The sequence below is a fragment of the Photobacterium sp. CCB-ST2H9 genome (genome assembly GCF_023151555.2).
Lineage (GTDB): Bacteria > Pseudomonadota > Gammaproteobacteria > Enterobacterales > Vibrionaceae > Photobacterium.
Map to the genome: position 1 here is coordinate 1,991,764 of NZ_CP100425.1, position 26,139 is coordinate 2,017,902.

General features: G+C 47.7%; 25 protein-coding genes. 8 read left to right on the forward strand and 17 right to left on the reverse strand.

What is annotated here, in order from left to right:
- Positions 1-8 precede the first annotated feature (8 nt).
- Together L4174_RS09245 and L4174_RS09250 are read right to left on the reverse strand one after the other, a co-directional pair.
- Complete coding sequence (locus tag L4174_RS09245) at positions 9-1,106, reverse strand: microcin C ABC transporter permease YejB (protein WP_248140483.1); 1,098 nt, start codon at positions 1,104-1,106, stop codon at positions 9-11.
- A gap of 26 nt (positions 1,107-1,132) precedes the next feature.
- On the reverse strand, positions 1,133-2,935 hold the full coding sequence (locus tag L4174_RS09250; RefSeq protein WP_248141667.1) for an extracellular solute-binding protein: 1,803 nt from the start codon (positions 2,933-2,935) through the stop codon (positions 1,133-1,135).
- Between the two features lie 551 nt (positions 2,936-3,486).
- Between L4174_RS09250 and fusA the strand changes: the two genes are divergently transcribed.
- On the forward strand, positions 3,487-5,574 hold the full coding sequence (gene fusA, locus L4174_RS09255; RefSeq protein ID WP_248140484.1) for an elongation factor G: 2,088 nt from the start codon (positions 3,487-3,489) through the stop codon (positions 5,572-5,574).
- A gap of 91 nt (positions 5,575-5,665) precedes the next feature.
- Here fusA and L4174_RS09260 read toward each other — a convergent pair whose 3' ends face one another.
- From L4174_RS09260 to L4174_RS09285, 6 genes are all read right to left on the reverse strand, one after another.
- Entirely contained in the window at positions 5,666-6,442 is a 777-nt protein-coding gene (locus L4174_RS09260) for a DUF4922 domain-containing protein (protein WP_248140485.1), read from the reverse strand.
- A 496-nt stretch (positions 6,443-6,938) separates the two neighbouring features.
- Positions 6,939-8,111, reverse strand: coding sequence for an amino acid permease (locus L4174_RS09265; RefSeq protein WP_248140486.1), 1,173 nt, complete (start codon positions 8,109-8,111; stop codon positions 6,939-6,941).
- A 733-nt stretch (positions 8,112-8,844) separates the two neighbouring features.
- Positions 8,845-9,144 (reverse strand): metalloregulator ArsR/SmtB family transcription factor, encoded by a 300-nt coding sequence (locus L4174_RS09270; RefSeq protein ID WP_248140487.1) that lies wholly within the window; start codon positions 9,142-9,144, stop codon positions 8,845-8,847.
- A gap of 34 nt (positions 9,145-9,178) precedes the next feature.
- Positions 9,179-9,598 carry a YeeE/YedE family protein gene (locus tag L4174_RS09275; protein ID WP_248140488.1) on the reverse strand — a complete coding sequence of 140 codons (420 nt, stop codon included), beginning with the start codon at positions 9,596-9,598 and terminating at the stop codon, positions 9,179-9,181.
- 4 nt (positions 9,599-9,602) lie between these two features.
- A complete protein-coding gene (locus L4174_RS09280) occupies positions 9,603-10,025 on the reverse strand; it encodes a YeeE/YedE family protein (protein WP_248140489.1) in 423 nt (140 codons plus the stop codon).
- Positions 10,026-10,072: 47 nt separating this feature from the next.
- On the reverse strand, positions 10,073-10,948 hold the full coding sequence (locus L4174_RS09285) for an MBL fold metallo-hydrolase (protein WP_248140490.1): 876 nt from the start codon (positions 10,946-10,948) through the stop codon (positions 10,073-10,075).
- 81 nt (positions 10,949-11,029) lie between these two features.
- Here L4174_RS09285 and L4174_RS09290 point away from each other — a divergent pair, with 81 nt between their 5' ends.
- From L4174_RS09290 to L4174_RS09300, 3 genes are all read left to right on the forward strand, one after another.
- Positions 11,030-11,806 (forward strand): sulfite exporter TauE/SafE family protein, encoded by a 777-nt coding sequence (locus tag L4174_RS09290; protein WP_248140491.1) that lies wholly within the window; start codon positions 11,030-11,032, stop codon positions 11,804-11,806.
- Positions 11,807-11,824: 18 nt separating this feature from the next.
- Positions 11,825-12,235 carry a rhodanese-like domain-containing protein gene (locus tag L4174_RS09295; protein ID WP_248140492.1) on the forward strand — a complete coding sequence of 137 codons (411 nt, stop codon included), beginning with the start codon at positions 11,825-11,827 and terminating at the stop codon, positions 12,233-12,235.
- Between the two features lie 137 nt (positions 12,236-12,372).
- On the forward strand, positions 12,373-14,076 hold the full coding sequence (locus L4174_RS09300; RefSeq protein ID WP_248140493.1) for an FAD-dependent oxidoreductase: 1,704 nt from the start codon (positions 12,373-12,375) through the stop codon (positions 14,074-14,076).
- 113 nt (positions 14,077-14,189) lie between these two features.
- Here the strand turns inward: L4174_RS09300 and L4174_RS09305 are convergent, their stop codons facing one another.
- A complete protein-coding gene (locus L4174_RS09305; RefSeq protein ID WP_248140494.1) occupies positions 14,190-15,848 on the reverse strand; it encodes an ABC transporter substrate-binding protein in 1,659 nt (552 codons plus the stop codon).
- A gap of 83 nt (positions 15,849-15,931) precedes the next feature.
- Positions 15,932-16,543, reverse strand: coding sequence for an outer membrane beta-barrel protein (locus L4174_RS09310; RefSeq protein ID WP_248140495.1), 612 nt, complete (start codon positions 16,541-16,543; stop codon positions 15,932-15,934).
- A gap of 417 nt (positions 16,544-16,960) precedes the next feature.
- On the opposite strand from L4174_RS09310, the gene L4174_RS09315 reads away from it, so the two are divergent.
- The 4 genes from L4174_RS09315 (at position 16,961) to L4174_RS09330 (ending at position 20,166) form a co-directional block, all read left to right on the forward strand.
- Entirely contained in the window at positions 16,961-17,668 is a 708-nt protein-coding gene (locus L4174_RS09315) for a CDP-alcohol phosphatidyltransferase family protein (protein WP_248140496.1), read from the forward strand.
- Entirely contained in the window at positions 17,661-18,593 is a 933-nt protein-coding gene (locus tag L4174_RS09320; protein WP_248140497.1) for a phosphatidate cytidylyltransferase, read from the forward strand. The genes L4174_RS09315 and L4174_RS09320 overlap by 8 nt, the downstream gene beginning before the upstream one ends.
- Before the next feature lie 7 nt (positions 18,594-18,600).
- Positions 18,601-19,263: a lysophospholipid acyltransferase family protein gene (locus tag L4174_RS09325; protein WP_248140498.1), complete on the forward strand. Its 663-nt coding sequence runs from the start codon at positions 18,601-18,603 to the stop codon at positions 19,261-19,263.
- A gap of 138 nt (positions 19,264-19,401) precedes the next feature.
- Positions 19,402-20,166: a DUF4344 domain-containing metallopeptidase gene (locus L4174_RS09330; protein WP_248140499.1), complete on the forward strand. Its 765-nt coding sequence runs from the start codon at positions 19,402-19,404 to the stop codon at positions 20,164-20,166.
- Positions 20,167-20,270: 104 nt separating this feature from the next.
- On the opposite strand, the gene L4174_RS09335 is transcribed toward L4174_RS09330, so the two are convergent.
- From L4174_RS09335 to L4174_RS09365, 7 genes are all read right to left on the reverse strand, one after another.
- Positions 20,271-20,822, reverse strand: a complete 552-nt coding sequence (locus L4174_RS09335; RefSeq protein WP_248140500.1) for a GNAT family N-acetyltransferase — start codon at positions 20,820-20,822, stop codon at positions 20,271-20,273.
- A 298-nt stretch (positions 20,823-21,120) separates the two neighbouring features.
- Positions 21,121-21,477, reverse strand: coding sequence for a hypothetical protein (locus L4174_RS09340; protein ID WP_248140501.1), 357 nt, complete (start codon positions 21,475-21,477; stop codon positions 21,121-21,123).
- A 145-nt stretch (positions 21,478-21,622) separates the two neighbouring features.
- On the reverse strand, positions 21,623-21,985 hold the full coding sequence (locus tag L4174_RS09345; protein WP_248140502.1) for an EthD domain-containing protein: 363 nt from the start codon (positions 21,983-21,985) through the stop codon (positions 21,623-21,625).
- A 416-nt stretch (positions 21,986-22,401) separates the two neighbouring features.
- The gene (locus L4174_RS09350; RefSeq protein ID WP_254589083.1) at positions 22,402-22,902 is read right to left on the reverse strand and encodes a ribonuclease E inhibitor RraB; all 501 of its coding nucleotides are present in this window, start codon (positions 22,900-22,902) and stop codon (positions 22,402-22,404) included.
- Between the two features lie 46 nt (positions 22,903-22,948).
- Positions 22,949-23,548 carry a rhomboid family intramembrane serine protease gene (locus tag L4174_RS09355; RefSeq protein ID WP_248140504.1) on the reverse strand — a complete coding sequence of 200 codons (600 nt, stop codon included), beginning with the start codon at positions 23,546-23,548 and terminating at the stop codon, positions 22,949-22,951.
- Positions 23,549-23,616: 68 nt separating this feature from the next.
- On the reverse strand, positions 23,617-23,949 hold the full coding sequence (locus L4174_RS09360) for a hypothetical protein (protein ID WP_248140505.1): 333 nt from the start codon (positions 23,947-23,949) through the stop codon (positions 23,617-23,619).
- 128 nt (positions 23,950-24,077) lie between these two features.
- The gene (locus L4174_RS09365) at positions 24,078-25,703 is read right to left on the reverse strand and encodes a hypothetical protein (protein ID WP_248140506.1); all 1,626 of its coding nucleotides are present in this window, start codon (positions 25,701-25,703) and stop codon (positions 24,078-24,080) included.
- Positions 25,704-26,139 lie beyond the last annotated feature (436 nt).

The following is a 26,139-nucleotide window of genomic DNA, read 5'->3' on the forward strand; positions in this document are numbered from 1 at the left end:
ACACCATACTACCTGGCCTCGAAATCAATACGCGGATCGACCAGGGTATAAGTCAGGTCAGAAATAATATTCATGACCAGACCCAACAGGGTCATGATATAGAGTGTGCTGAACACAATCGGATAATCGCGCTGAATGGTTGATTCAAACCCTAACAGACCGATCCCCTCCAGTGAGAACATCACTTCAATCAACATCGAGCCGGTAAAAAAGATGCTGATAAAGGCGCTTGGAAAGCCTGCAATAATGATCAGCATGGCATTGCGAAAGACATGCTTATATAAAATGCTGCGATCATCTAACCCCTTCGCCCTGGCGGTCACGACATACTGCTTATTGATCTCATCAAGAAACGAGTTTTTGGTCAGCATCGTCAGCGTGGCAAAACCGCCAATCACCATGGCGATAATCGGCAGGGTCAAATGCCAGAAATAATCTCCGATTTGCTGATACCAGGCGAGCTGATCAAAATCAGAAGAAAAGAGCCCCCGCAACGGGAACCAGCTGACATAATTCCCACTGGCGAAAAAGATGATCAGCACGATGGCGAACAGAAACCCGGGGATTGCATAGCCGGCGATCACCAGTGCGCTGCTCCAGATATCGAAGCGAGTGCCGTGATTCACCGCTTTCGCAATCCCTAACGGGATGGACACAAAATAGATAATGAGCGTGCTCCACAACCCCAGAGAAATAGAAACGGGCAGACGTTCAATAATCAAATCAATCACGTTACCGCCGCGAAACAGGCTTTCTCCGAAATTAAATGTGGCGTAGTTTGTCAGCATGTCGACATAACGCTCCCACATCGGCTTATCAAAACCGAATTGTTTTCTGATTTCAGCAACCACTTCCGGGTCAAGTCCGCGCGAACCCCGGTATCCACTGCTGCCATTGCCCTCACCCTGCGTTGTGCCCGATGGTTTGACTTCCTGACCACCGCCGGTGAACCGTTCCATAATGCCGGACGTGTGGCCCTCCAGTTGCGCTACGGCCTGTTCTACCGGCCCGCCCGGCGCAATCTGAATCACAAAAAAGTTAATGGTGATGATGGCCCAGAGTGTCGGGATCACCAGTAAAAGCCGCCGGATAATATATGCCGTCATACTGCTTACCTGCTTTCAACCCATGATTAACGACGTTTTTCCGGCAGTTTGGCTGCCTTGGCCTGATCAACCCACCAGGTGTCGACGCCCAGCGCATATTTCGGCCGGACGGCAGGACGATCAAATTTATCCCAGGTCGCAATACGGAATGTGCTCAGATACCATTGCGGAATCACAAAGAAATTCCACTGTAATACCCGGTCCAGAGCCGGGCCAAGCGCAGCCAGTGCTTCCGGATCCTGCTGATGCACAGCAATTTGTTCTGTCAATGAATCAATCGCCGGATCCTGAACCCCGGCAGTGTTATAAGTCGAGTCCAGATATTTACTGTTCCAGGCAATCAGCAGGTTTTGCGTTGGATATGGGTTCGCACTGTAACCGGAAGACACCATATCAAAATCACGATCACGGAGTCGTTTGATGTACTGCGTGGTGTCAACGGTCCGGATTTTCATGTCGATGCCCATCTGCTTCAGATTTTTCTGTAATGGAATCGCGATTCGTTCAGTCGTCGGACTGTAGATCAATAATTCAAATGCGAACGGTTCACCGGTTTTCACATTCGTCATCACCTGATTTTTCAGCTCCCACCCTGCTTCTTTCAGTAATGCAAAAGCTTTTCGGGCCTGTTTACGAATACGTCCGGAACCGTCTGTCACCGGCGGCTGATAAGTTTCGGTGAATACACGTGGCGGAATTTTATCTTTAAGAGGCTCCAGATACTTTAATTCCGCAGGTGATGGCAATCCTTTGGCCTCATAAGGCGTATTCTGGAAGTAACTCCGGGGACGCGTATATTGGTTATAAAAGAGAGTTTTGTTCATCCACTCAAAATCCATCGCATAATTGAGTGCTTCACGAACTCTGGCATCCTGAAAGACAGGGCGCTGTGTGTTGAACACAAAACCTTGCATTGCCTGAGGAATTTCGTGAGGGATCTCTTCCTTCTTTATGTAGCCATTATCAAAGTTGGTGCCTTCATAAAGCGTGGCCCAGAACTTCGCGACATTTTCCTGCCGGAAGTCGTACTCACCCGCTTTAAATGCTTCCAGCGTGACCGTGTCATCCCGGTAGTAGTCATACCGGATCGTATCGAAATTATGGCGCCCGACATTCACCGCCAGATCTGCCGCCCAATAGTCTTTCACCCTGGAATAAGTCACGCTCTGCCCGGCCTGATAACTGGTAATTTTATAAGCACTGCTGCCGACCGGAGGTTCTGTCAGAGGCTCGCTGAGTTTTTTGTCTTTCCAGAAATGTTCCGGCAATACATTCATTCCCTCAACCAGTGAGAACAGCTTTTCGCGGTTCGGGACTGACATCTCAATGCGGGCTGTCAGTGGAGAAATAGCAGTCACAGATTTCACGTCTTTATAAAAAACACGAAACTGCGGCACACCTTCTTTCATGAACTTATCAAAAGTAAAAGCGACATCTTTTGCTGTAATTGACTGACCGTCGTGAAACCGGGCTTTCGGATTCACATCAATTTCCATCCAGGAAAAGTCATCGGCATAACGGACTTTCTGAGCAATGAGGGGGTAATAACTGTCGATTTCATCATTGGCAGACGTAAACAGAGTGTCATAGATCTCATCTGCCCCCGCAACTGAGACCCCCCGGGATGCATAACGGTTAAAGCTGTCGTATGTACCGACTTCGGCATAGGTGATGCTGCCGCCTTTCGGGGCGCTGGGATTCACATAGTCAAAATGTTTAAAATCCGGCGCATACTTTGCCGTTCCGAAACCTACTAAACTTATACTTTCAACCACATCAGCTGCAAAGCTGTTCGCACTCACCCACAGCAATCCGGCCAGCAACGGCATGCTTCGTTTTAATCGGTTCTCCATATCCCCTCCAAAACACCTCAACCACTAATTTGACCCATTCATTTAAAATTGTTTTATTTTCATTATTGTATGAATGGTCAATAACAATTAGCCGACATGTACCACAAATATACACCATAAGAAAATAGCCAGCCTGAATCACTGGGCATATCATCAAAGTTATTTTTATGGTCCGTCTATCCTGACAGCACAGAATAAGGCTCAGGACAGACTCATCTGTCCAGTTCAACCAGGAGTCCTTCTGATTGCATCTGTCCTGAAAACGAATTTGAAAGCAATCAAAACTGCGCTTCATGCGAAAATACCGGGAAGACATGCCTATCCAGCCCCGCAATGCACCAGATTTCCGTATAATCGTGCCAATTTTTGCGTTTTTCTTGAGCAATCATTCGCTTCTGGCCAACATCAACGGGTTAAAAGCCAGCGAATAATCATTAAATTACTCAGATCTATGTTCTGATACTTGGAAGTAGTGCTATACTCCCCACCCTGACATGTGACAACAATTGTTCATATAGAGAAAAACAATGGCAGATCTATCTAAATACAGAAACATTGGTATTTTCGCGCACGTAGATGCGGGTAAAACCACTACCACTGAGCGTATCCTGAAGCTGACCGGTAAAATTCACCGTCTGGGTGAAGTACACGATGGTGCTTCTACGATGGACTTCATGGATCAGGAAGCTGAGCGTGGTATCACAATCCAGTCTGCTGCGACGACCTGTTTCTGGAAAGACCACCGTTTCAACGTAATCGATACTCCGGGACACGTTGACTTCACCGTTGAAGTTTATCGTTCTCTGAAAGTTCTGGACGGTGGTGTTGGTGTATTCTGTGGTTCTGGTGGTGTTGAGCCTCAGTCTGAAACGAACTGGCGTTACGCGAACGAATCAGAAGTATCTCGTCTGATCTTCGTAAACAAACTGGACCGTATGGGTGCTGACTTCTTCCGCGTTGTTGAGCAAGTGAAGAAAGTTCTGGGCGCTAACCCTCTGGTGATGACTCTGCCAATCGGCCGTGAAGATGACTTCGTGGGTGTGGTTGACGTTCTGAACCGTCAGGCGTACGTATGGGATGACTCAGGCCAGCCAGAAAACTACGAAATCAAAGAAATCCCAGCGGATATGGTTGATGACGTAGAAGCTTACCGTGAAGAGCTGATCGAAACTGCTGTAGAGCAAGACGACGCACTGATGGAAGCATACATGGAAGGTGAAGAGCCTTCTGTTGAAGACCTGAAGCGTTGTATCCGTAAAGGTACTCGTGACCTGGCATTCTTCCCGACTTTCTGTGGTTCTGCATTCAAGAACAAAGGTATGCAGCTGCTGCTGGATGCTGTTGTTGATTACCTGCCAAACCCAACAGAAGTTGACCCTCAGGATCTGACTGATCCAGAAACTGGTGAGCCAACTGGTAAAGTTGCTACCGTTTCTGTTGACGAACCATTCCGTGCTCTGGCGTTTAAGATCATGGATGACCGTTTCGGCGCCCTGACCTTCATCCGTGTTTACTCTGGTAAGCTGAAGAAGGGTGACACCATCCTGAACTCTGCGACTGGTAAAACTGAGCGTGTTGGCCGTATGGTGGAAATGCACGCTAACGACCGTAACGAGCTGGATTCTGCGCAAGCAGGTGACATCATCGCTATCGTTGGTATGAAGAACGTTCAGACTGGTCACACTCTGTGTGATCCGAAGCACGAATGTACTCTGGAACCAATGATCTTCCCAGATCCAGTAATCTCTATCGCTGTTGCTCCAAAAGACAAGAGTGCTTCTGAGAAGCTGGGTATCGCACTTGGTAAGATGATCGCAGAAGATCCATCATTCCAGGTTGAAACTGACGAAGATTCTGGCGAAACCATCCTGAAAGGTATGGGTGAGCTGCACCTGGACATCAAAGTTGACATCCTGAAGCGTACTCACGGTGTTGAACTGACTGTTGGTGCTCCACAGGTTGCTTACCGTGAAACAATCACTCAAGCAATCGAAGACAGCTACACGCACAAGAAGCAGTCTGGTGGTTCTGGTCAGTTCGGTAAGATCGACTACCGTATCAAACCAGGTGAGCCAAACTCTGGCTTCAAGTTCGTTTCTACTGTTGTTGGTGGTAACGTTCCTAAAGAATTCTGGCCTGCAATCGAAAAAGGCTTCGCTGGTATGATGAATACTGGTGTTCTGGCTGGCTTCCCAGTGCTGGACGTTGAAGTTGAGCTGTTCGACGGTGGTTTCCACGCAGTTGACTCCTCTGCTGTAGCGTTCGAAATTGCTGCACGTGGCGCTTTCCGTCAGTCTATGCCTAAAGCGGGTGCACAGCTGCTGGAACCAATCATGCACGTTGACGTATTCACTCCAGAAGATCACGTTGGTGATGTTATTGGTGACCTGAACCGTCGTCGCGGTATGATCAAAGACCAGGTTGCTGGTACAACTGGCGTTCGTATCAAGGCAGACGTACCTCTGTCTGAAATGTTCGGCTACATCGGTCACCTGCGTACAATGACTTCTGGTCGTGGTCAGTTCTCTATGGAGTTCTCTCACTACTCTGCATGTCCAGCAAACGTTGCTGACGCAGTAATCGCAGAAGTTAAAGAGCGTAACGCTAAGAAATAATTCATTTCTTAACGGACCAATAAAGAACCCCAGCTCAGGCTGGGGTTTTTTTATCTGTATGAATGAAAATTAACGACAATTCAGTGAAGGATTACTCGCTGCATTCACACAGAAAACGCATCAGCCCATACTGCTGTAACCAGACCAGCTGCTCAGGCTTCTTCACCAGAAAGCGGCCGCTGTAATTCATTCCATTTGCAAACAAGCCTTCAATATTATTTGCTGAACGCGGCAAAATCAGCATCCATCGCTCAGTCAGCAGAATATTATGCGGCTTACAGACGGTCCCACCCGCTTCAATCAAAGACAAACGATGCATTCCCTGCATATAAGCTTCATACAGTTCATCCGTCGTCATGGCTTCCACCAGATACAGACAATGATGAAACGGCAGTTTTCCCCCGGCGATCACTTTCTCCAGCGGGATTTCACTGCGGACCAGCTGCATGTGACGATGTGGCTGGCTGGCACCGGCTAAGGGACCACTGTTATAAAAACCAAAGACATCCGGCTGTGTAAAACCGCCTAACCAGGCGTGCCAGTCTTCCCAGCTTAACGGCGACTCCTGCGGTACAAAATCTTTCGAGCAAATCAGCAAATGAGGTGAGATCACCGGATACTTATTCAGCAGGCAAACATGGTGTTCTCCCGCTTCACAAACATACATCGACTTTTCATAGGGCAGAAACGGGTTAGCCTCTGGTTTAGACATCAGTCCCTGAAGTTTTTTACCTGCATTCTCTGTGACCACATGACCCAGATAATCGACGCCCTGCTCCACAATCGTTTCTGCTTCCGTCGTAATGGGCATCAGACTCCCGTCTGCCAATGCCCGTTTAGCCACCTGCTCAGCGAGTTTCCAGTTCATATCCGAATCCCTTGTTTTTTTACCAAGATACTCCAACTTCGCGGATGTGTCATAACACTAAGCCGACTTTTAACGAAGAGGCTTCTCAGCAGTCAAAACCTTGCCGTCAACAAAGCTACTTGCGCTGAAGAAAGCATTCCGGGGCATTGGATTGTGTGTACAAAAATATTTACGGTTTGAACATTTTTGTCCAGTTACGAAAACAGGCCCGCACCTAGCCGCTCATCAGGAAAGTCGGTAAGATTCCCGCATCTTTTTGAGGATACGTCATTCACTACTGCTTATCTGTGTCTACAGATCACTACTCCTGCAGCTAGGTTGTTTCAGCGTTCGGTCAAACCTGATACGACTCCGACGATATCGGTCTTGTTCGGTCAAACAGATCTTTAGCATCCTCAGAACAATGTCGTTCAAACGACATTGCAACAGATAAAAAAGGCGCTTCCTAAGGGAAGCGCCTTTTTAACATCAGATGTTCTCTGTGCTACCTGTGACGTTAAATCAGCTCTGCCATCAGCAGGAAGCAACCAAACAGAAAGCTCAGCCCCATTGCCATCATGCCGCCACCAGCCTGATACACTTCAGCATTGCCATTATCACTTGCCCTGTCACCACGCTGTCTGACTTTGATTGTCATTGCCATTGGCACGAAAACAGCGAGGAATACCAGAATAATACCAGCGTAACTCAGGACCGACAGGAACTGATTGGCTGCCAGCAAAGCACCCAGCATCGGCAGAATGAACGTAATCACATAAGTCACGGCCCGATTTTGACGAAAGGTGTCAGCATTCTGGTCAAACAGTGCCATAGCAACCCCCAGGAAGGACGTGAGCAGTGCCAGGCCGGTGAATACGGAAAGGATGAGTTGCATGCTGCCATGGCTGGTACTCAGTGCCGCAATCAGTTCAGAAACGTTTGCAAAACCAACCAGTTGCTCTGAGGTCAGATTCCCGACCGCTGCGTAGAGCCAGAACAGATAACAGAACAGCGGGATCAAAGAACCCAGGATAACCATATTTCGCAGTTGCTTGTGTGACGCTTCAGGGTTGTAAGTCACCAGCGACGGAATCACCACCATGAAACCAAAACTGGTGAAGAGAACCGAACTGGTTTTAACCAGCGCGACTTTGTTCTCGCTCCCCACGGATGCCAGATTTTCCAGGCTGATCCCCGGAACTAGCGTCACTAAAGTAATTGCCAGCATCAGAACCATTGCTGCAAACAGGAAACGGTTCAACCGGTCAATCACCCCCGTACCCGCTGCAACGACCAGACCGGCAATCACGGTAAAGCCGACTTGTGCCTGTGTTGCTGTCAGCTCAAGCCCAAGACTGACTGTCAGCTTTTTCACCAGATCGCCGGCACCAATGATGTAAGCCATCAGCAGGCAAACCAGCAGCGCATACAGCAGGCCATTCGTGATGACCTGGCCGCCTTTACCCAGTGTTTTTCGGGCAATGGAATTCATTCCCAGGCCGCCACCCGCTTTAATACTGGCTTCGAGCAGCAAAAGTGCCGCATAGGTGGTACCCACCCAAATCAGGAGCATCAGCAAAGAGCCCCAGAGCAGGCCAAATTGCGCCAGGACCATTGGAATGGCGAGCATACCGGCGCCTAATGCTGTACCGGCAATGATCAGGGAGCTACCCAGTAATTTCATATTCACGACTTTGTCCTTTATTTTTATGGAATGCCGATAACCCTCATCAAAGGCATTCTGAAGCTTGATTCCGCGTGTTCCCTTCGGCAACTGCCAGTGGCTGTATGTGACGCAGGCTTTCGCAAGCACAATTTCGTCAATACACCACAGACAATGCTTCAAAAGCTTGCTGACCAGCCCTCAGGCTTCAGCATGCATGGCTTTCGGGATGATGGATGACGCGATAAATCGTTTCGTACAGTGAAAACGCAATGCTTTTACATCATGAAAATCAGTTGTGATCAAAACAGACCAAACTGGCTCAAGCGACTAAAAAACAAAGGACGAAATGCAGCTCGCAGAGAGGTAAATTGCGGCAAAAAGGATGCACAACTGCAGGTTATGGTTCTCTGACGAGAAAAAGCAGGTATAGATATCCTGTCCGGCAAGGTCGCCAGATTCAGGGATCCAGGGTGTAATATCATTAATCGTACTCCTGATACGATAGTTTTTCGGTCATTCTGATGAAAAAGCAAGCATCTATCCTGCGTTTTCATCTCTTACCAGAGAAAGGTAAGGCGTTCGGTCAGGTAGCAAGTTAATAAGGTGTAGCACAAACCACAACCTGCATTTATGAAATATTTGATTTCGATCTTGAAAAGTCTGGGAGGAAGGTCATTTTGACCATAAATGAGAAGGGAAACAAAAGATCAACCTGGACATTTTCTGTCCAGGTTGTGTGTTTGCAACGGTGATGCGATTACTCTTTACAATAGTGTTTGTGCAGCATAGAAATAATGTCTATAACAGCCACATTATCCAGACGATAATAAATGGTCTGTGCTTCCCGACGGGTTTTCACAAACCCTGCACGGCGCAGCCAGGCCAGATGCTGTGACAAAGAGGACTGAGGTATCGGAAATCGCTCATTGAGCTGAGAAACAGACAGTTCCTCTTCCTGTAATACACACAGAATCATTAATCTATGCTGATTTCCCATAGCCTTCAGCAGCTCTACGGCCTGCTCTACGTTCGCCTCCATCTTGGAATAATCTTGCATTCGCGCCCTCGTATTTACTTCATGTTATTTTTAACTATTTTAAGAGACGGTCGATAGTGCCAGAAAACTGCATTCCCGCCAACATTGCAACAACAAAGCCGAAGATTTTTATATTGCCACTCAGTAAATTAGCCACAGCAGGTCCCGGGCAAATGCCCACAAGCCCCCACCCCAAACCAAAAAGTACTGCACCAATAACCAGAGGTTTATCGATCACTTTATTGGCAGGAATAAAAAACTCGCCGCCAAAAACTGGCGTGGAACGTGTTTTCACCAAAAACTGATAACCCAGGCCGAACACCACTAATGCGCCGCCCATGACGAGAATTAAACTGGGATCCCACTGTCCGGTTATATCCAAAAAGTTCAGCACTTTATCCGGATTAACCATCTGTGAAACCGTCAGACCTGCTCCAAACAGCAGACCTGCAATTAAGGCGATGAAAAGTTGCATAACATTAAACTCCGATCAGGTGACGAACCACAAAAACCACAACAATCGCCACGGCCATAAAGGTGAGAGTTGCCACAACAGACCGGGGCGACAACCGGCCGATCCCACAGATGCCATGGCCACTGGTACATCCCGAGCCAATTCGGGTGCCTGCGCCGACGAGCAATCCTCCGATGAGAATTACAGACCAGCTAGCATCAATATGTTCCGGCAACACCAGTCCAAAAGGCGCAGCCAGAAGCGGGCCAAGAATCAGGCCAAGAATAAACATCCAGCGCCATTTCGCATTCGGATCACTGACCTGCATTGCGCCACTGACAATCCCGGATATCCCGGCAATACGGCCGTTCAGTAACAGCAGCATCAAAGCTGAACCTCCCAGCACAAAACCGCCAATCAGCGCACTCCAGGGCGTAAATTCCGTCATAATTTCCTCTCTGTCTCTTTCATTCGATGATCAATACACATCAGCTGCTATTTCAGCGAAGTACTGACTGACAATGGAATTTTGATATAGGCTTGCTCGTTACTTTCAGCCGCCGGCATCTGGCCCCCGCGGATATTGACCTGAACCGAGGGATACAGAAGCCGGGGAACATCCAGTGTCTTGTCCCTGTTTTCACGAACAGCAATAAACGCCGCTTTTTCTGTTCCGTCATGGATATGTATATTGGTACGGAAACTCTCAGCGACCGTCGTCTCGTACGCCAATTCGCGGCCACCCGGCTGATAGTCATGACACATCCAAAGCCGAGTCTCAGGCGGCAGCTGATGCAGACGGTTCACACTGTCGTACAGCACACCGGCATCACCACCGGGAAAATCACAGCGCGCGGTGCCGCTGTCGGGCATGAATAAGGTATCCCCGACAAACGCATTGCCTTCAATCAGATAAGTCACGCTGTCATTGGTATGCCCGGGGGTCATCAGTACCTGCCCCTGAAGTGCACCAATCTGAAACGATTCATTGTCTTGAAATAAATGATCGAACACGTCGCCATTTGCTGCTAACTCAGCATCATCTACATTGAAAATCAGTTTAAAGGTCTTTTGTACTTTGGTAATGCCTTCCCCGACACCAATCTTGCTGTTCAGCTGCCGGCGTAAGTAATACGCAGCCGATAAATGATCAGCATGAGCGTGTGTTTCCAGAATCCAGTCCACCGTCAGATCATTGTCTCGAACAAAAGCAATCTGCTCGTCTGCAAACGCAGTCCAGAGCTTGCCAGAGTTCTCTGCAAAATCGAGCACGCTATCAATGATTGCTGCATGCCCGCCTTGCCTGTCATAAACAACGTAGCTGATGGTGCTTGTACTCTCGTGATAAAAGGCTTTGATTAACGCATTCATGGTAAATCTCCCTTTGCATTCTTTTCTTTATATCGTATATTACACATGTACGATTCAATAAGGCAAGTTTTTGAGGTAACCATGATCACCATTTTGTTTGGTTCAGTTGCCATCGGATTAAGTTTAGGTGTCCTGGGCTCCGGCGGTTCAATTCTTACAGTGCCTGTGCTGGCCTATGGTTTAGGGCAGACAGAGAAACAGGCCATCGCCAGTGCCCTGCTGATTGTCGGCCTGATCAGCTCTGTGTCTTCTTTCTCCGGCATCAGACAGCGTCTGGTTCACTGGCCGCTGGTCTGGCTGTTTGGTTTACCCGGGATGGCCGGGACTTACCTTGGCGCCTGGTTCGCCAGCTATACCTCCGGCATCATTCAGATGACGGTCTTTGCAACGATCATGCTGGCAGCCGCCTGGCGCATGTTCAGACCGGCCAAAACCGAACCTGAAACACGACCTGAGCGCTCATACTGGCTGACCGGTTTTCAGGGGTTACTCGTGGGTGTTCTGACGGGCTTTGTCGGTGTCGGAGGCGGCTTTCTGATTGTTCCCGCCCTGGTTTTACTGAGCGGCCTGACGATGCGGACAGCGGTTGCCACCAGCCTGGTGATCATTGTGATGAATTCTTTCGTCGGATTCCTGAAATATCAGCAAGTGCTGGCTGAAAGCCATACTGAACTGAACTGGCAGATCATCGCCATCATGGCAGCTATCGGTATTGCCGGCAGCCTTACAGGTCAGCGCCTGTCCGGCCGGTTACCCCAGCAGAAAATCAAAAGTGCTTTTTCTGTGTTCCTGATTCTGATGGCAGGTTTCATTTTGTACCAATCCCTGCCCGCTTTATTCCCTGCTTCCACGCTCTGATTGAAAAGGAGTCAGACTATGCTTGTGAACGGACGTAAGCTTGCTGAGCAAGCCAAAGAAAGTATCCGTGAAATCAGCTGCCATGAACTTGCGGTATTAATGGACAACGACATCATTTTGATTGATGTGAGAGAACATCATGAGACAGAGAGCGGTATACTGCCGGGTGCAGTCCATATGTCACGGGGGGTACTGGAAATGCAGCTGGAGAATCACCCGTCTGTCGCACATCACCCGGAGCCGTTACAAGTGATGTCTCAGCAACCGGTGTACCTGTACTGCCGGTCCGGCGCACGTTCAGCGCTTGCTGCAGAATCGTTACGCCGGATGGGGTTTGCACATGTTTATTCTCTGGCGGGCGGTATCCTGGCCTGGCAGGAAGCGGGCCTCCCTGTGATCAGTCTTTCGCAGCGTCATGCCGGACAATGACATTCAGGGGCATTCATTTATCAGCCCCGATGGCAACTTACAGCCTCCAGTCAGCGTGACGGCCATCTGGGTGTGGGCGTTCCAGAGACAGTTTTTTAAAGTTTAAGCATTCAAGAAAATTAAATGGTGGAATTTTAATGACGAAAATCGTAATTATTGGCGGCGTCGCAGGCGGCGCTTCCGCAGCTGCCCGTGCAAGACGTTTAAGCGAAGATGCGCAAATCATCATGTTTGAGCGTGGCCCCTATATCTCATTCGCCAACTGCGGCCTGCCCTATCATATCGGCGGAGACATACCTGAGCGCAGCAAGCTGTTGTTACAAACACCAGAAAGCTTCAACAGCCGCTTCAATGTCGATGTGCGTGTGATGAGCGAAGTCATCGCGATCAACACATCCGGCAAATCCGTCACAGTCAGAAATGGTGTCTCGGGCGAAACCTATGAAGAGCCTTATGACCACCTGATCCTCAGCCCGGGGGCCGCTCCCATCATTCCGGACATCCCGGGACTGCCAAACCCGCTGACACACTCCCTGCGGAATATCCCGGATATGGATCACATCATCCACACCATTGAAATGAACAAGGCTGAACACGCAACGGTCGTCGGTGGCGGGTTTATCGGCCTGGAAATGATGGAAGCACTGCATCAGCGTGGCATCAAAACCACACTACTGGAATTAGCCGATCAGGTGATGACACCGACCGACCCTGAAATGGCCGGATTTGTGCATCAGGAAATTCGTGAAAAAGGTGTGGATCTCCGGCTGGGCACCGCGCTGACTGCCGTTGAATATAACGGCCGGGAGCCTGTCGCCAGTGTCGATGCGGGTGAAGATGACAGCGACCAGCACCTGCTTGGACACTTACAGCTCACGCTCAGTACCGGTGAGACCTTGCAGACTGACTTGCTGATCATGGCCGTCGGTGTCCGCCCGGAAACCACTCTGGCCAGCGCGGCAGGAGTGACACTTGGCCCGCGGGGCGGTATTCAGGTCGATGATCAGATGCGGACCAGCGATCCGGCCATTTTTGCCGTGGGTGATGCCATTGAGACGCTTGATTTTGTGACGGGTGAACCGATGCTGGTTCCGCTTGCCGGGCCTGCGAACCGTCAGGGACGCATGGTTGCCGATGTCATCTTCGGCAAAGAAGAGCACTACCAGAACACTCAGGGCACAGCCATTTGTAAGGTTTTCGATCTGGCCATTGCATCCACCGGCATGAATGAAAAACGCCTGAAGCATGCAAATATTCCCTATGAAAAGGTATATGTGCACACTGCCAGCCACGCCGGTTACTATCCGGGGGCGGAAGCGGTTTCCCTGAAACTGATTTATGCCCCGGACAGCGGAAAAATTCTGGGGGCTCAGGCTGTCGGCAAAGACGGAATTGATAAGCGCATCGATGTTCTGGCGGTGGCACAGCGTGCCGGAATGACCGTGGAACAACTGCAGCATGTCGAACTGTGTTATGCGCCACCCTACGGCTCAGCGAAAGATGTGATTAATCAGGCTGCCTTTGTTGCCTGCAACATCCGAAGCGGTGACATCACTCCCATGCATTATCACGAGCTGGGTGAAATCAGTGAACACCAGATTCTGCTCGATGTGCGTAATCCGGGAGAACTGGACGCTCAGGGAGCAATTCCGGGTGCCGTCAATATTCCGGTCGACAGCCTGCGTGAGCGTATGAATGAACTGCCGAAGGACAAAGAAATTCTGGTTTACTGTCAGGTTGGACTGCGCGGCAACGTCGCTTGCCGTCAGCTGAATCACCGGGGATACACAACAAAAAACCTGGTTGGCGGATACAGAACCTATCGCATCGCGCAACAATAATGCATCAGACAGCATTCTGAATCAGGGGGATTCGTTCCCCTGATTGGAGCGTGTTGATTGTCCCCGTCGCAGACTAAGATCGCCGCGGTCGCTTACTTTGGTGACTCGCCTGCCTACTCGCCGTCAATCCAGAGTTTGTGAAAATCACTGTAGCCGGTTTTCGTCACCTGAATTCCCCTGACCTGACAGACGTTCAGGATTTCTTCTTTGCCGAAGAAAAGCGGCAGATACTGGCGTGACGCCAGCAAGTCCTGCTCAATTTTCACGAACGCGTCAGCAGGTGATTGCAGCGACACCGCCTCATCCACCAGCCGCTGATGCTGACGCCAGGATTCAGGTTCAGCATACAAAAAGCGTAAACCTGAAGAAGCCAGCATCCACTCATACACCCCATATTCATGAGGAAGCTCCATTACTTCTTCCAGAAACAGTACATCAGCCCGGTCTTTCATCAGAGACGGATTGCTGATATCTGTCAGCTCAATCACTTCCAGCTCCAGCCCGGTCTCTCTGATCACACCGTGCAGCCATTGTGCCAGCTGCGCTAAATGGGGAATCGTCCAGCGGGGTTCGGTCAGAATCAGTTTTCCTTCCAGCTTGAGGTCTGCAGGCGGTGCTGAATCTGATGGCGCTGAAAATGACAGTCCGGAGACGACATTACCACCATCAACAACATTTCTTTTCGCAGCAATATAATCAATGAGCTGCTCCAGATCTTCAGCAAGAATCTCTGCATCTTTGCGAAAGCGTGCCGTCAGATAAGAAAAGGACTGTAGCGTATAGGTTTCTTTGATCCCATCATCCTGACTTTGCTGCCCCAAGTATTCGCTGAGCTCTCCTCCCTGATGACTGAGTGTAATCCGGTCAAGCAGTGCAGATTGGCGGAAGTAAGCCGGGTGTATATTCAGCACCAGCTTGTCGTCGTCCCAGGCTTCGATACAGAATGGTCCTGTTCCAACAAACGCCTGACGACCATCGCCATAATGCCTGACATCCGGGGTCACGATCGACGCATGAGGCACCGCGAGTGCATGAAGAAAGAGCGGGTTTTGTGCTTTCAGCCGAATACGCAGACTGTGGGCAGATAACTGGCTGATTGATACAATCTGGCTGAACAGATAACTCACGGGTCCGCTTTTAATCACCAGGCGTTCAAGGCTGGCAATCACATCCTCAACCGTCAGGAATTCACCGTCATGGCGTCTGATATTTCTGCGGATCCACAGCGTCACGTCGTTGTCTTCAGTCTCCCAGGCGTGAGCAATCCCCGGCAGCAGTCTGCCCTGCTGATCCTGAATCAGTAAGGTGTCATACACACTTTTGATGACTTGCAGTTCAGCAATCCGGTAGGTTTTTGCCGGATCAATCGTATCAACCCAGGGATAACGTGTAATGAGCAGCTGGTTATTGGCTTCATTCCAGGCGTTCTGTTTCTCGGTCACCTGGGATAACGCCCGCACGGCTGTAGCGCCATAGAGCGACAATAACTTAGACACAGAGCCAAAGTGACCACTCGCAATTTCCGGTTGCAGAACGCTGCAAATCGCCTCCTGCAACGACACTTTCATCATGAGTGTACTTGCTTTGCTTCTTCCGACAGAAGGGAACCAGTCGATCCAGCCGGCTTCGCACAGCTTGCTCATGATGGTCGACGTATTGCGTCTTGACGTGGACAGCACGGCCTCTAATTCTTCAACGACAACAGAATAGACCGTTCGATATTGATATTTGGAAAGGAGTTGGTTCAACCTTCTGAGATTCGCTTCACTCACAACATTCTCAGCCAGAGATACTCAAGGGGAATGCATCATAAAGCAAAAAGCCCCCAATGGGTATGGGGGCTCTTAACCGATGATCAGAAATGGTAGCTTAAGCCCAAAGACAATTGCTGAAACTCAGGCTCAACTGACAGTGATGCACCGGCAACATTCAGCACCTCCAGTTCCGGCTTCAGATAATCCCAGTTCGCACTGACTTTCAGATGCTCATTGAAAGCATATTCAGCACCCAGACCAAACATCAGTGTCGTGTCACTGGTGGAAACTGTTGTGTAGCCAGAATAACCATACACGCTGTTTGATGCCGTAAAATCGGCACTGAAGTGCGCAAGGCCTGCTTTTGCAAACACTGCAAACTGCTTGGTCAGCGGCAGCGACAGTTTCGGCTGAACCGCGAAATAGGTCATGCGGTCAACGGTGAGGGTTTCCTCTTCAAGCGCGTCAATACCACCAACCGTCACTTCTACCCCAATATACGAATTGAAGTTATAACCGGCGAACAAGCTGCCACTCACCATGCTTTCATCTGCATCGTACGACTGAGAGCCCGACATTCCGAGAATATTGCCGCTGATATCAACGCTGTTGATTTTCGTCTGACCGAGACTTGCACCGATATAAGTTTCTGCCTGTGCAGAAAAAGAAGACACGCAAACTGCAAACACTGCGAAAGGAATAATTTTTTTCATTTTTCATTGCCCTGTTTATTTTGATGTCTATCCACTGCGCTTCCATGGGCAATTCAATGACAAAGCTCCGTTTGCTGAATAGGGGCGCAATCATGCAGAAAATGAACAGGGGAAAACAGGAAAAGATACGGCGTTTTTTTTCTCGTTTTTGTCAGTATCCTTTTCATAATGAAACAAAAGGTTGCGGAAATTTTTTCTGCCTGAGGATCACTTCCTCTTGAAACCAGATCAAAAAAGCTTACTCAATCGCTTGATATTCAATCCGGTTAATTTATGTTGTTCTCTTACTCTCAAAATCCCGAGCCATACGTTTCTTTGTGAGGCTCACAGCGCTTCCGCCGGGATGTACCGCCATGATTCTGCATTTGGCTGAGTTCATTTCCAGGCAATTGAAACTTTTACAATTATGATGGATTTATGAATCTCAAAAATCAGCCTGAATCCGAAGCGAACCGTCGTCCGTTAGCGGTCCGGGACGTCGCACTGACCAAACGTATTGCGGTGTGGTTAAGCCGTAAAAACATCACGCCGAATCAAATTTCACTCATGAGTATTGGTTTTGCCGTGATCGGGTTCGCCGCCCTGCTCTGGTATCAGGACGCATCCAACGCTGTGCTTTTACTGCTGGCGGCTGCCTGTATTCAGCTTCGTCTGCTGTGCAATCTGTTCGATGGCATGGTCGCTGTTGAAGGCGGCAAAAAAACACCCGCCGGAGAACTGTTTAATGATGTACCGGACCGCATTGCCGATCCGCTGTTTATCATTGCAGCCGGATTCGCAACCCATTCAGATTTCGGGATGACGCTGGCCTGGAGCAGCGCTCTGATTGCAGTACTGACCGCCTACGTCCGTGTCTTAGGTGTCAGCATGGGTTGCCCGGCCGATTTCCGTGGCCCGATGGCCAAACAACACCGGATGGCACTGCTCACGGGCAGTTTCATTCTGCTGTTTATCAGCCGTATCTTTGACTGGCTGCCGGATATCCTTGGCTATACGCTCGATGCCGCACTGGCGGTGATGCTCATCGGCACCGTGATCACCACCTGGCGCCGTCTGGCAGGCATCTATCACTTTAAAGCCAGTGAGCACCGCGCTGAAATGACCGGAGACACGCATCATGACTAGTATTCCTCCGCATTCGCTGCATCTGATGATCGCCATTCTTGGCGTGCTGGTCCTGGGCACGCTGGTGTATTTATGGAAATCCCGCGCCCATCCGGACCGGGATTATCTGGAACTCAAACTCCGTATCCGATCCTGGTGGTGGATGATTGGCATCGTCTTCGTGGTGCTCTATCTGCCCCTCACCTACACCCTGTTTTTTGTCGGTTTTCTCAGCTTCATGGCACTGAAAGAGTTTCTCTCAATCGTGCCGACCCGAATGACCGACCGCCGGGTGATTTTCTGGGCATATTTGTCGATACCGTTTCAGTACTACTGGCTGTCCATTGGCTGGTACGGCATGTTCATTATTTTTATTCCGGTCTATGTCTTCCTGTACCTGCCGATGATGATGGTCCTCATCGGAGATACCAAAGGCTTTATCCGCTCGGCTGGGATCATTCACTGGGCGATGATGCTGACCGTATTCTGTATCAGCCACATGGCTTATCTGCTGGTCCTGCCGAGTAAAAATCCGGATGCCGGTTCAATGGGGATGCTGCTGTTCCTGCTGGTCTTTACGCAGTTCAACGATGTTTGTCAGTATGTCTGGGGGAAATCCTTCGGCAAACACAAAATTGTGCCCAAAGTCAGCCCGAACAAAACCTGGGAAGGTTTTCTCGGCGGCAGCGCTACCGTGATTCTGGCTTCTTACTTTGTTGCACCATATCTGACTCCCCTGACTTCGTTCCAGGGACTGGTGGCCGGGATGATCATTGCGCTCAGCGGATTTATCGGTGATCTGGTGATTTCTTCTGTAAAACGAGATCTGCAAATCAAAGACACCAGCCAGTTCATTCCGGGACACGGCGGCATTCTGGATCGCATCGACAGCCTGATGTTCACAGCACCGCTGTTCTTCCATTACATCTACTATCTCTATTACTGAGGAAGCTATGGCTCACTTACTCAAGGTGTTGTTCGTTTTTTTCATTGTAAAGCCCCTTGTGTTTGTGGGCTTAGGGCTGAATATCATTCAACGGCAGAACCTGCCGGCAGACGGTCCGGTTGTTGTCGCAGCCAACCATAACAGCCATCTGGACACACTGGTTCTGCTGGCCCTGTTCCCGATTTCAATCATCCACAAAGTCCGCCCGGTTGCCGCGGCGGACTATTTTCTGGCAAACAAGTTGGTAGCCTGGCTGTCACTGAATGTCATTGGCATTATCCCGCTGCGCCGCTCTCCCTCCCCCAGCCAGCGTGAAGCGGTTTTACAGGAATGCCATCAGGCACTGGAACGCGGTGAAATTCTGATCATCTTCCCCGAAGGCAGCCGGGGCGAACCGGAAATCATGAGCGGACTGAAGAAAGGCATCTACCATCTGGTGAAAGACCATGAGCATTGCCCGGTCACACCTGTGGTCATGCGTGGACTGGGCCGCTCCCTGCCCAGAGGCACCGCAATGTTCGTGCCCTTCAATTGTGATGTCGTGATTGGCGAACCCATCGCACATTTCCAGGATGCCGACGACTTTGTCAGCACGATGCAGAATCAATATCAGGCCCTGGCGAAACATTGCATCACACAAACTGGCGAAGATCATGAGAATGCGGAATAAACCACGCAACAGACTGGCAGGCTCTGATTGCTTTTTGAACTAAATTCGGGAAAAATCTGGCGCCTGCCCCTGTCAGAATCAGAACACCAAACGGTTTGTGTTCTGGGATAACTTCTCCGATATCAATAAGGAAAAAGCGTGAAACTCCCCGTTGCCGCAGTACTGGCCTGCTTATGTACCACGCAAGTGATTGCAAAAGAAAACATTCATATCGAACTGCAGCCACCGCAAACACGAGATGAAAAACAAGCGGCAAGTGAAATCAAGACCAGTCATGTGAACCAGACGCTGACCGAACTTTCCGATCACTTTTTTCCATTCGAAAAAACATTGAATATTGTCTACGGCAAAGATGAAGGGCCTTTATACAACCCGGAAAATCATACGATTTATATTCCCTATGATTTTTATACAGAGTCCCGCAGCTATTTTTCTGAAAATAAGTACGAGAAGAAATACGGAAAATCTGCACAAGAAGGTGCACTGGATACACTGTTGCATACCCTGCTGCATGAAGTGGGACATGCCTATATTGAGGACAAGCAGATCCCGGTACTGGGTAAAGAAGAGGACGCCGTCGATAATTTTGCGACAATCATTTTGCTGAACTATGTCGATGACGGTGATGAAATTGCTATCAGCGCCGCAGACATGTTCGCATTCGAGTCGGCGGATCGCCCCGATTACTATGATTTTGGTGAGTATATTGATGAGCATAGTTTTGACTTACAGCGTTATTTCTCAACACTTTGCTTAGTCTATGGCAGCAACCCGGAAAAATTTCAGTATTTACTGGACGAAGTCGAAAAGGATTACCTGAAAGACCGGAAAGAATTCTGCGTCGAAAATTTTGAGGTTGTGAACGATAACTGGCATCGCTATTTACCGTCAGACGAGCAGTAGTCTGCCAATCATTGTCTCCGAGTGAACAACAGCATGTGACCCTGTCTCTTCCTTCCGGGCAAAGACGTGGTCACCTGCTGGAAAAACATAAAATAGTTCATTGACTAACTTTCAAAAGAGACACACGAGTCACGTTGTTCCCATTCACTTCGAAGCACACCATACTTCACAGAATCATAATATTCCCCCTGGAAGTAACGCACTTTACGCAGTCTCGCTTCTTGCTGAAACCCAAGCTTTTCAGCACAAGCCATCATCCGGGGATTTCCGGACCAGGTTGTCAGGCCGACCCGTTCAATTTCAAGCGCTGAAAACAAATGGCTGATCCATTGAGGTAAAGCCAGAGCAGCCAATCCTTTTCCCCAGTCGTCAGATTGATAAATGATCACACCCATTTCCAGCCAGCGCGTCGATTCACATTCCCAATAATAACTGACAGAACCGACAGGCCTACCACTCATTGTAATTAACTGCATGGTCTTTCCCTCGTACATACGTGAAAAGGTACTTTGGGCAAATTCAGTGAAAGATGGCGTGGTATAAGGAAAATATGGCCCGTTAAACTGTGTCCAAGCTTCATCTGAAGTCACTAAATGATACAGCTCATCCAATTCACTGAGTCTTGCCGGTCGAATCGTCACTTCGTTCTGTGTCATTTCACGTCCTGTTTCATCAAATTAAGCTGATATTGCAGATGTCACAAATATTACCAGCGCTTTTTCGCCGCAGTATTCAATCCTGACAGCGGCATGGCGAAGCACAAACTTTGTTCATTGCATGGCCTTTGCTCAGCGTCTCAGCAATAGCAGTACTACTGATGTACCAGCCACCAGAGAATTCACAGCAATAGAAAATACTCCGTCCTTGGGCTTTATCTGAAACATACTGCGCCAAAGTAAGCGCTTTCACGGGATTGGAAGGAATACCATCACCACGGAGATAAATATTCGCCAACTAAAATTTAGCGAACAGTGCGTCACTATTTTGATTAAAGTACCCCGGTTTCCCCATGGCCCCAACTTGCAAGCTGTTCACCCACTCTCCTTCAGACTCCTGAGCCGCAACTTTTTCATACCGCTGAATCGCAACCGGTATATCTTTCTCTACACCTGAACCCAGTTCATAAGCAACTTCCATACGAAGTTGTGCCCAGGGTTCACCGCGTTCTGCTGCCAGTTTTAACACTTCAAACACTGTCTCGTAATCATACTTTTCCCAAGCGACATCCACAGTACGCTCACCCGGGTTGGGATTTGAACCGGCACAGGCAGTCGGGCCAAGTATTGCAGTCAGCATGCAGATAATTTTCATCAATGTCCTTATTGATGGAAAAAGTAACTGAAAGAAATGGACGTTCGTTTCCTTATCGGCTCAACGTGATTCACGAAAGCACGCCAGGAATTCAAATGCAGCGGAAATCGCCCCTGAAGCATCCGCTGCATGTCAAACCGATGGCTCAGAATTCGTGTTCTTCAACAATAAATGCTGAAGATTTATCATGGTCAATGAAGTTTTTCTCATCTTCAAGCAAAGCCGCACTTAACTTCTGGCCTTCGGGTGAACTCATCCCCGCCATCAGCGCGTCAATCGACTCAAACCAAACCTCGGCAACCCCGTCGTACTCAGGCCGCATCCCTCTGGAATCTCTGAGCATCTCATTGAGTGGTGTCTCTAACAAATGTGATTGCACGTATCGTTTGGCGCCCATCGCATCAGCATTTTTCATAAAGAACGGACCATGCTGATTCATCCAGTAATCCCTGAATGCCTCCCGGGTCATCTCTGGATGTCTGGTAATACACATCACAAACTTAATCATCGTCTCCGACTCCTCTGCGGATAAGATATGGATACGCAGGCTTGCTGCAGGAAGCATCACAATAAGATCCGGCATACAGCGTGAATCACGACCGTCATCCACAGCAATTTATCCGTGGCTTCCATGACTTTTCAGGCAGTCCAATCGTATTAACTCACCACAGTAAACGATGCGCGTGACCTGCCAGGTCGCCGTCCCACAAGTCACATCAAGTATAGTGAACGTGATGTGAACATTTCAGAATGAGCCTGTTGCTTATTATCTACAGCCTCGGAACGACGATGCTGCAAGCTAGCCTGATACATCATCATTGCACTTTCTGCCTCCTGAGCACCGCACATGTCATGAATGATCCTTTCCGTAGCCCAGATTTAAGCCATGTGTTTTACCTGTCAGGCTCTGGCAGGTTGAACACGCTATTTCCCGGCAGGCCCAACGTCCATACCGTCATATGAGTCGAGACCAAGTTCACTGGCGAACCGGTAAAACTCATGGTTACGCTGATGCAAACTCTCGGGGGTATGCGTTTCTACTTTCTCAACATGAAGCCAAAACAGATCCGGCTCGCTCGGTTCTTCTTTCTCAGAAAGATAAATACCAACGAAACGATATCCTTTTGCAGCAAGAGCATCCTTCGCCCTCTCAAGGCCGGATGGTTCATGATGTGTAAAATAATATCCCCACAACATGTCGCCAGAGATATCCCAATCCGTTTTCTCTGAAATATCGGAGAACATTGCCTCCAGCTGTCCGAATTGAATCCGCTGATCCGGCAGATCATCTGACGCCTTCACTTCCGGGAATGCGTCTATTGAGCAACTGAGAATGAACAAGGCAATCAAGGTTTTCATCAAGTTGTCAGCAAATAACATGCATTTCCTGCCTTCATAGCAATGAGCAAAACAGATTTCTCTCAACCGGTTACACCAGTTTTACGCAATCTCAGAATGCCTGGCGTTTCGTTCACTTCACTGAAGGTTTTCGGACATAAATGGCGGCAATCATCAGTCCCGATACGAAACTGACAACATGACCCAGTTTTGGGAGGTGATTTTCTGCGTAAATTATATCTAAAACAAATGCCGGGAAAATCACCAGACCCAGCACGAAAGCCGTCATTTTATGTCTCAGCTGACCCGACGCATACAGCACTGTTCCAACAGCTGCGAGGGCCAAGATCCCCTGAGAACCGCCAGTTCCAAGATTCCAGAGAGCTGGTACCGTCAATGTGCTGACAAACGTACCTGCAGATCCCCCCAGAAACCAAACGAGTGCCAAAACAAAACGTCCCACCCGCGGTTCAAGTAAACAACCTAACGCAAACAGTGAGAGCACATTGTAAAACATATGAAACTGCTTCACATGAATCAGCTGTGATGCGAATAGCCGCCATAATTCAAAATTGACAAGATGCTCAAGCGTATAACCACCAAAGGGTTCCAAATCAGGCACTTTTATCTTTCCGATGAGAGTGCCTGAAATTGTATAGTTCACCGCTAAAGACACGACAAATGTCAAAATGCACAGAATGACAGTGAGGTATGGGAATCGGTGTATCTGCATCTGTTATTCCATTCTGACAAAAGCTCAATAAGCTTATTTCCTGAACACTGTCTACTCAATCACAGCGATTAGCAGGCCACATCACCCACACAGATATAGTCCACATCGGCTGAATTTCCCCATGCATTACATGTATCCAGGTAATTCACTCTGATGGGTGATTTCGAATGATAAGCAGCAAGAACCGAAGATAATGTCGCCTGATATCTCGGTGATGTACTGTCCATTGCAAACCGGCCTGTGGTTTTACATCCCTGAGCAACATTGTTATTCAATTGGAAAATAATAATTTCTTTTTGCTCATGTGAATATGGGATATACCCGGATATTACACCGGATTGAACAGATGCATTCACCGAAAATGATGTCAATGCAATGAGTGTTGCAATTCGTTTTTTCATCTCAACTCCTTTTAAAGTCATGATACACAAATAAAAAAGAATAAAACGGAATCAATATATTCCGTTTTATTTAAATGTCATGTTAACTCATACCCAGACAATTGAGCATCATTTTGTATTGCGTCATCTTACTTCTTAAAGATGACTTCATCTATGACAGCATCTTCAATCGATTCCCAATTCCATCCCCATGGTGACTGAAGATACGCAATGAAATCTGGTATTTCAGTGTTCACTTCAATTTGACCAGAACCACCAGCACCAGATGATTCATGGAGATAAAAATCCGTTCTGGGATAATCTGTACACACAGATTTCATACTGCCACAATTGAAGTTTAAATTTGTCCAATGTAAAGTTTCTGATGCATCCAGCTGAAGTGATTTACCGGTATAATCTTTGCCTTCATATAAGGTCACACAGTTTGGATTATTATTTTCGTTCATCATTAGTGTTGGTGCATCTTCTCCAACTTTTAAAAAAGTAAACGCAAAACTTTCAATTGCTGTTTGTGTAAGACTCCGGTACGCAGCCATACCAACGATGGCATACCCTTCTCTTTTGTATGAACAGACAAGACTTCCATAATCATCGTGTGTTCTGATAATCTGATCATTGCTTAACACAAATAATATATTCTGACTCTCTCCATCAAGAGTCATCCCTTTATGTACTCTGATCTCTTTAATATATAAAGGGCTGATATTCCCAGAGCCATTCGTAGGTTTACCGGCTTCCGCTTCACCCGGATAGCCTGTTGTTGCTTGCTCAGTATTCACCCAAAATAAATTATAAACAGCCGGGTTATCAAAATCGTGCATCATCTGCCAACGAATGTAGTCAATATTTGAAACAGGCGTATTCATACTCCCTTTGTTCACACAGAGTGTTTTATGAATTTCGCTGTTCGGTGCAAGTAGAGAGTCTACATAATATGATTCAAGTGAACCTTGAATTGCTGACCGTCCTGAGACAAGATCGTGTACATAAGCAACAGGGAAATTCGCCACATCTACACTATAATCGTGACCATAGAAATCACTGAAGTTTCCATTCAAAGCATATGCAATCTGATTGACAACTTCGCGTAAATTTAAGCTCACCCACATTCTAAGCTGTTGAAATTCGTTGATGTCATTGATAGTAGAAAAAATGCTGTGCATATTTTCTTCAATAAACAAACAATATTCATTTGCGTTTATTAATAAGCTTTGTAAATTGGTTAACTGACCTCTTAAAAATGACTCTTCAAGAGAAAGGGTTTCTGTATATTTCTGGTTAATCCAATAAGATGCCACCATTGATATCCAAGTAGAATAAAACCCAGCGGTATATGCAGCAGATCTGATGTCATTTTCAAAACTAAACTCTTCTGCAACCCCAACCATTTCCATTGAAATATCTTTATACCTGACATAAGCTTCTTGAATATTTCCATCAGCAATTAAGGCATCAATAGACTTGAATTTTTCCTCGTACATATTGATTTTGTTATCCAGAGACTGACAAATGTGGTCTAATATATCTTTTTCTATATAGTTTTTTGCTCTACATAAAAATAAATTATATAAATTACTATAATCTGGATTACTCTTAGGCCATATAATGTTAATGATTTCTGATAGTGGTTTGCCGACTTCTGGGATCGCCCCCGTAGAAATGATGAATACCTTTTTTAAGGCATTTAAAGCATCGTAGTGAGCATCAACATTTATTTGTTCACATCCTAAATCATAACTGTATTTTTCATTCATAATTTTAACCTAGCTTTATATTTAATGATGTCAATCAAGTTTTGTGAAGAATTTTGAATCTGCTGTGATGAAAAATGTTAAAAATCAATTACAGAAAACGTTTTTACAGTAACTGTGCAAAAGAACAATTAAACTTTCGCTCAGATAGTTCTTTATTCATCACTAACTTCACAAAATTTATGGTAAATTTAAATTGCAAAACAGAGCATACCTCTGCAGATTCATGATTACAACCACATCAGATCTCATTATATAATTGTTGATTCAGTAGATAGCCATGCCAACAGAATTAAAACTTCATTCATCAATAATATTACGCAAAATCAGAGCATGAACGGTGTCAGCTCTGTTTAAATTGAACCTTCAATACCAGGTTATGGCTTCTCAATAAGTCCAGTGATATTTTTTATTCTCTTCATTTCAAACATTCAATAAA

What these genes read in the sequence shown, in the direction of transcription:
- L4174_RS09365 (WP_248140506.1), bottom strand. Translation starts at nt 25,703, where the DNA reads ATGAATGAAAAATACAGTTATGATTTAGGATGTGAACAAATAAATGTT.
- L4174_RS09340 (WP_248140501.1), bottom strand. Translation starts at nt 21,477, where the DNA reads ATGAAAATTATCTGCATGCTGACTGCAATACTTGGCCCGACTGCCTGT.
- L4174_RS09275 (WP_248140488.1), bottom strand. Translation starts at nt 9,598, where the DNA reads ATGCAACTTTTCATCGCCTTAATTGCAGGTCTGCTGTTTGGAGCAGGT.
- L4174_RS09320 (WP_248140497.1), top strand. Translation starts at nt 17,661, where the DNA reads ATGACTAGTATTCCTCCGCATTCGCTGCATCTGATGATCGCCATTCTT.
- L4174_RS09355 (WP_248140504.1), bottom strand. Translation starts at nt 23,548, where the DNA reads ATGCAGATACACCGATTCCCATACCTCACTGTCATTCTGTGCATTTTG.
- L4174_RS09315 (WP_248140496.1), top strand. Translation starts at nt 16,961, where the DNA reads ATGAATCTCAAAAATCAGCCTGAATCCGAAGCGAACCGTCGTCCGTTA.
- L4174_RS09280 (WP_248140489.1), bottom strand. Translation starts at nt 10,025, where the DNA reads ATGACGGAATTTACGCCCTGGAGTGCGCTGATTGGCGGTTTTGTGCTG.
- L4174_RS09360 (WP_248140505.1), bottom strand. Translation starts at nt 23,949, where the DNA reads ATGAAAAAACGAATTGCAACACTCATTGCATTGACATCATTTTCGGTG.
- L4174_RS09260 (WP_248140485.1), bottom strand. Translation starts at nt 6,442, where the DNA reads ATGAACTGGAAACTCGCTGAGCAGGTGGCTAAACGGGCATTGGCAGAC.
- L4174_RS09250 (WP_248141667.1), bottom strand. Translation starts at nt 2,935, where the DNA reads ATGCCGTTGCTGGCCGGATTGCTGTGGGTGAGTGCGAACAGCTTTGCA.
- L4174_RS09270 (WP_248140487.1), bottom strand. Translation starts at nt 9,144, where the DNA reads ATGCAAGATTATTCCAAGATGGAGGCGAACGTAGAGCAGGCCGTAGAG.
- L4174_RS09290 (WP_248140491.1), top strand. Translation starts at nt 11,030, where the DNA reads ATGATCACCATTTTGTTTGGTTCAGTTGCCATCGGATTAAGTTTAGGT.
- L4174_RS09335 (WP_248140500.1), bottom strand. Translation starts at nt 20,822, where the DNA reads ATGACACAGAACGAAGTGACGATTCGACCGGCAAGACTCAGTGAATTG.
- fusA (WP_248140484.1), top strand. Translation starts at nt 3,487, where the DNA reads ATGGCAGATCTATCTAAATACAGAAACATTGGTATTTTCGCGCACGTA.
- L4174_RS09325 (WP_248140498.1), top strand. Translation starts at nt 18,601, where the DNA reads ATGGCTCACTTACTCAAGGTGTTGTTCGTTTTTTTCATTGTAAAGCCC.
- L4174_RS09295 (WP_248140492.1), top strand. Translation starts at nt 11,825, where the DNA reads ATGCTTGTGAACGGACGTAAGCTTGCTGAGCAAGCCAAAGAAAGTATC.
- L4174_RS09285 (WP_248140490.1), bottom strand. Translation starts at nt 10,948, where the DNA reads ATGAATGCGTTAATCAAAGCCTTTTATCACGAGAGTACAAGCACCATC.
- L4174_RS09245 (WP_248140483.1), bottom strand. Translation starts at nt 1,106, where the DNA reads ATGACGGCATATATTATCCGGCGGCTTTTACTGGTGATCCCGACACTC.
- L4174_RS09310 (WP_248140495.1), bottom strand. Translation starts at nt 16,543, where the DNA reads ATGAAAAAAATTATTCCTTTCGCAGTGTTTGCAGTTTGCGTGTCTTCT.
- L4174_RS09300 (WP_248140493.1), top strand. Translation starts at nt 12,373, where the DNA reads ATGACGAAAATCGTAATTATTGGCGGCGTCGCAGGCGGCGCTTCCGCA.
- L4174_RS09345 (WP_248140502.1), bottom strand. Translation starts at nt 21,985, where the DNA reads ATGATTAAGTTTGTGATGTGTATTACCAGACATCCAGAGATGACCCGG.